General features: G+C 70.2%; 3 protein-coding genes. 1 reads left to right on the forward strand and 2 read right to left on the reverse strand.

Features of this window, described 5'->3' with window-relative positions; translation table 11 throughout:
- The coding region (locus WA805_RS24050) for a DivIVA domain-containing protein (protein ID WP_425243465.1) at nt 1-1,252 on the reverse strand (1,252 nt) is incomplete at its 3' end.
- A 303-nt stretch (nt 1,253-1,555) separates the two neighbouring features.
- Nucleotides 1,556-1,990, reverse strand: coding sequence for a methylmalonyl-CoA epimerase (gene mce, locus WA805_RS24055; RefSeq protein WP_422280548.1), 435 nt, complete (start codon nt 1,988-1,990; stop codon nt 1,556-1,558).
- A gap of 50 nt (nt 1,991-2,040) precedes the next feature.
- On the opposite strand from mce, the gene WA805_RS24060 reads away from it, so the two are divergent.
- A complete protein-coding gene (locus WA805_RS24060) occupies nt 2,041-3,222 on the forward strand; it encodes an acetyl-CoA C-acetyltransferase (RefSeq protein ID WP_425243466.1) in 1,182 nt (393 codons plus the stop codon).
- Nucleotides 3,223-3,238: the final 16 nt, after the last annotated feature.

Here is a 3,238-nt window from a genome sequence, read left to right on the forward strand (position 1 = left end):
GCGCGGGGTTGCCCGCCGGGGCGGGCTTGGGCGCGCGGGCGCTCTCCGCGATGGCCGGCTTGGCCTGCGGAGCCCCGACGGACGGGTCCATGTTCGGGACGTTCGGGACCGCGCCGAGCTGCCCGCCGAGCAGCTGGCGGACCTGCGCCAGGTGGCTGGCGATGTTGTCCTTCTGCCTGGTCAGCTCGTCGACCTCGCGCTGCGCGGTCACCCGGCGGCGCTCGGCCTCTGTCCTGGCCTCGGTCATCAGCGACTCGGCCTGGGACTTGGCCTGGCCAACGATCTGGTCGGCGTTCTTCTTGGCGTTGCTGACCAGCTGACGCGCGTGCTGGTCGGCATCCCGCCGGGTCTGGTCGGCCTGCGCGGACGCCTTGGCGGCCCGCTGCTCGGCGGTGGAAGCGCGCTGCTCCGCCTCCGAGACCAGCTTCTGGGTCGCGTTCTGCGCGGCGCTGAGCCGCTCGGCCTCCTGGCGCTCGGCCTCCTCGCGGCGGGCCGCGAGCTGGATCTCGAACTCCGCCTCGGCCTGCGCCCGCTGCGCCTCGCTCTCCTCGAGGATCCGCTGCGCCTGCGACCGCATCTCGTCGGCCTGGCGCTTGGACGTAGTGAGGATCTCGTCGCGCTCCCGCTTGGCCGCCGCCTTGAGCTGGGCGACCTCGCGCTCGGTGGTAGTGCGCAGCTTGGCAATGTCCCGCTCGGTCGCGGCGCGCTTTTCGGCGACCTCGTGGTCGGCCGTGGCGCGCAGCTTGGCGACTTCCCGCTCGGTGGTCGAGGTCAGCTCGTCCGACTCGCGCCGCGAGGCGGTCCTGATCGAGTCCGCCTCGCGCTCGGCCGCGCCGCGCACCTCGTCGGTCTCGCGCTTGGCGTTGGCTCGCAGCTCGGCGGCCTCGTTCTCGGCGGCCGCCCGCAGCTCCGCGCCGTCGACCTTCGCGGCGGCCTTGATCTCGTTGGCCTCCGACCTGGCAGCCTGCACGAGCTCGGTGGCCTGCTCCTCGGCGAGCCTGAGCAGCTGCTCGATGCGCGCGCCGAGCCCGGAGTAGGTGGGCCGTTCCTGCTCTTGAATCTGCCGGTGCGCGTCGTTCAGATCGCGCCGCGCGGCGACCGCGTCTTCCTGGTGCCGGCGAACCTCGGTGGCGAGCTGCCGGATGTGCTCGTCGACCTGGTGCGGATCGTACCCGCGCATAACCTTGGCGAAGTCGCGAGGAGGAGTCTCTTCAAAGAAGCTGGTCAGTTGAGCGTCAATGTCCGATTGCATGTGGCCTGATCCTGGATCCTGGTTAGACGGGGGGACAGCTCGCGGGGTCAGCGGCCGGGTCGTCGCCGACTGCCAGCGAAACCGCACCCCCAACCCTGCAAACCCGAGACCGTCTACCCGGGAGGACTATGGCGCCGCATCGCGGACTTCGGCGAGTTTCTCGCCCAGTGACAGGCACATTACTCCGCCTTCACCGGGTCTGTAGGCGCTTCACGGTTCTCCGTGTACCCATTCCCGGCGGTGGCTGGAGTCCATGCCTAAAGGCAGTCTAAATGCCGTGCCGACCGCGCGGAGCGGTGCCCCCTATCCCGGACATAATGTCCCACGCGCCGCACGAGGCTGCACGAGTTCCGTCAGTACGCCGCCGAGGTCAGCCGGATGCAGGAAGGCGATCGAGGCGCCCATCGAGCCATGCCTGGGCCGCTCGTCGATCAGCCGCACCCCGCGGCCGCCGAACGTCTCCAGCGCCGCGACCACGTCGGGCACCGCGTAACCGACGTGGTGAATTCCCTCCCCACGGCGGGCCAGGAACCGGCCGACCGGAGTGTCGTCGCCGAGCGGCTCGAGCAGCTGCACATAGGACGACTGGTCCGACGTGGCGAGCATCGCCTCACGCACGCCCTGTTCGGCGTTGGTCTCCTGGCTCACCACGGTGAGCCCGAAGACGGACGTGTACCGCTCGATGGCCGCGTCAAGCGACCGGCAGGCGATGCCCACATGATCGATTCGCAGCAGCATGTGGGTATCTTGGCAAATGGGCACGGACGTACAACCAGGAGGCCGGCGCTATGGGCGACCCAGTGATCATTGGCGGAGCGCGGACGGCGATCGGCCGCCTGCTCGGTTCGCTCACGGGTTTCTCCGCCGCCGAACTCGGTGGCTTCGCCATCACGGGCGCGCTCGGCCGGTCGAGGGTGGACCCCGCCCAGGTCGAGTACGTGATCATGGGCCACGTCCTGCAGGCAGGGGCCGGGCAGATCACGTCGCGGCAGGCCGCTGTCAAGGCGGGCATCCCGATGACCACCCCGGCCACCACGGTGAACAAGGTCTGCCTGTCTGGCCTGGACGCCATCGCCCAGGCGGCGGACCTCATCAGGCTCGGCGAGTACGAGGTCATCGTCGCGGGCGGCATGGAGTCCATGACCAACGCCCCGCACATCCTGAAGAACTCGCGCAAGGGCTACAAGTACGGCACGGTCGAGATGTTCGACTCGATGGCGCTGGACGGGCTGACCGACGCCTTCGACGGACTGTCGATGGGCGAGTCAACCGAACGGCACAACAAGGGGCTCCGCATCACGCGGGAAGAACAGGACGAGTTCGCGGCCCGCTCCCAGCAGCGCGCCGCGCGGGCCACGAAGGACGGCATCCTCGCCGAGGAGATCGTTCCGGTCGAGATAACAGCAAGAAGCGGCGGAGCCGCCTTCGACCAGGATGAGGGCATCCGCCCGGACACGACCGTGGAGTCGCTGGCCAGGCTGCGCCCCGCGTTCGGCGCGGACGGCACCATCACCGCCGGGTCCTCCTCGCAGATCTCCGACGGCGCCGCGGCACTCGTCGTGGCGTCCAGGGAGGCGGCGGACCGGCTCGGCGCCGACGTGCTCGCCGAGGTCGGCGCGTTCGGCACGGTGGCCGGCCCGGACAACGCGCTGCACTCGCAGCCCGCGAACGCGATCAAGAAGGCGCTCAGGAAGGCCGGCCGCGAAGTCAGCGACCTGGACCTGATCGAGATCAACGAGGCGTTCGCCGCGGTCGGCATCGAGTCAATGCGCGAGCTCGGCGTCGGTCCTGACCGGGTCAACGTCAACGGCGGCGCGATCGCGCTCGGCCACCCGCTCGGCGCCACCGGCGCGATCCTGATGACCAAGCTGCTGCACGAGCTGGAGCGCAGCGGCGGCCGGTACGGGCTGCAGACGATGTGTGAGGGGGGCGGCCAGGCGAACGCCACCATCATCGAGCGCCTGACCTGACGCCCCTGGCGTGACC

This window comes from Trebonia sp., assembly GCF_049794275.1.
In the GTDB taxonomy this organism is placed as follows: domain Bacteria; phylum Actinomycetota; class Actinomycetes; order Streptosporangiales; family Streptosporangiaceae; genus Trebonia.

Coding starts and splice junctions, on each gene's coding strand:
- mce (WP_422280548.1), bottom strand. CDS start 1,990: ATGCTGCTGCGAATCGATCATGTGGGCATCGCCTGCCGGTCGCTTGAC.
- WA805_RS24060 (WP_425243466.1), top strand. CDS start 2,041: ATGGGCGACCCAGTGATCATTGGCGGAGCGCGGACGGCGATCGGCCGC.